The sequence below is a fragment of the Oleiphilus sp. HI0132 genome, from assembly GCF_001635845.1.
In genome coordinates this window covers 1-739 of the sequence record NZ_LWGJ01001652.1, presented here as the reverse complement: position 1 = coordinate 739, position 739 = coordinate 1, and the positions used below count along the sequence as shown (strand labels likewise).

The following is a 739-nucleotide window of genomic DNA, read 5'->3' as shown; positions in this document are numbered from 1 at the left end:
TGCTGTCACCATGTCATTCTTATATTGAATAAAGCCTTGATCGAGCTCAGTTACTTCTGAGTCTAGAATTAATGCATCATCGTCCGCTTCTTCAACCCCCAAAACTTCACGACTATCTTCAAACTCGACCAGTGCAGTAAAGCCTTTGAATTCTGCCGTTTTGTATCCGATTCTCGTACGTAGGGTTAAGGCATCTGAATCAGTGTCATTGCTTCGGTCGTCACTTTCATATCGTAAACGCAAGTCACCATAGGCTTTACCACCTGTAATCGCCTCAGTAATCGTTTCTGGTGCAGCGACAACGCTACTCGAAGCAATAATCGTAGCGATTGCTGTGCTTAATAGGCTAATTGAACGTTTTTTCATTTACATCTCCTAGTTACTTTTTTAAAGGCCAAGCATAAGTCAGTCATTCTTTGTTTATGCTGTGACCCTTGCTATAAATATGGCTTTACTAATTCTTAAGGCATTAAAAAAGCGCTCACAAACAATGCGCTGTGAGATAACTACTGAGCCTCTACTCAACAGTTTTCTCATGTCGCATTACTTGTGAACGCCGTTGTCCACCTACCCCCTATGTTTACGCCATTGTAAACGGGAGTAATGATTAACTTGTCTTACGCTGCCGCAATACCTGAGGCAGCTTTAGTTTTTTTTACTGAGGCACTAATCGGTTCAACTTTTCGTTGTTTTTCGTACAGGAACTTTAGAACTTCTGATCGAAGGTGAACGTATTCTG

1 pseudogene is annotated in these 739 nt (G+C 41.4%); it reads right to left on the bottom strand.

Annotated elements, in window-relative coordinates:
- A pseudogene (locus A3766_RS25415) lies at positions 1 to 366 on the bottom strand (hypothetical protein); the annotation flags it as partial.
- Positions 367 to 739 lie beyond the last annotated feature (373 nt).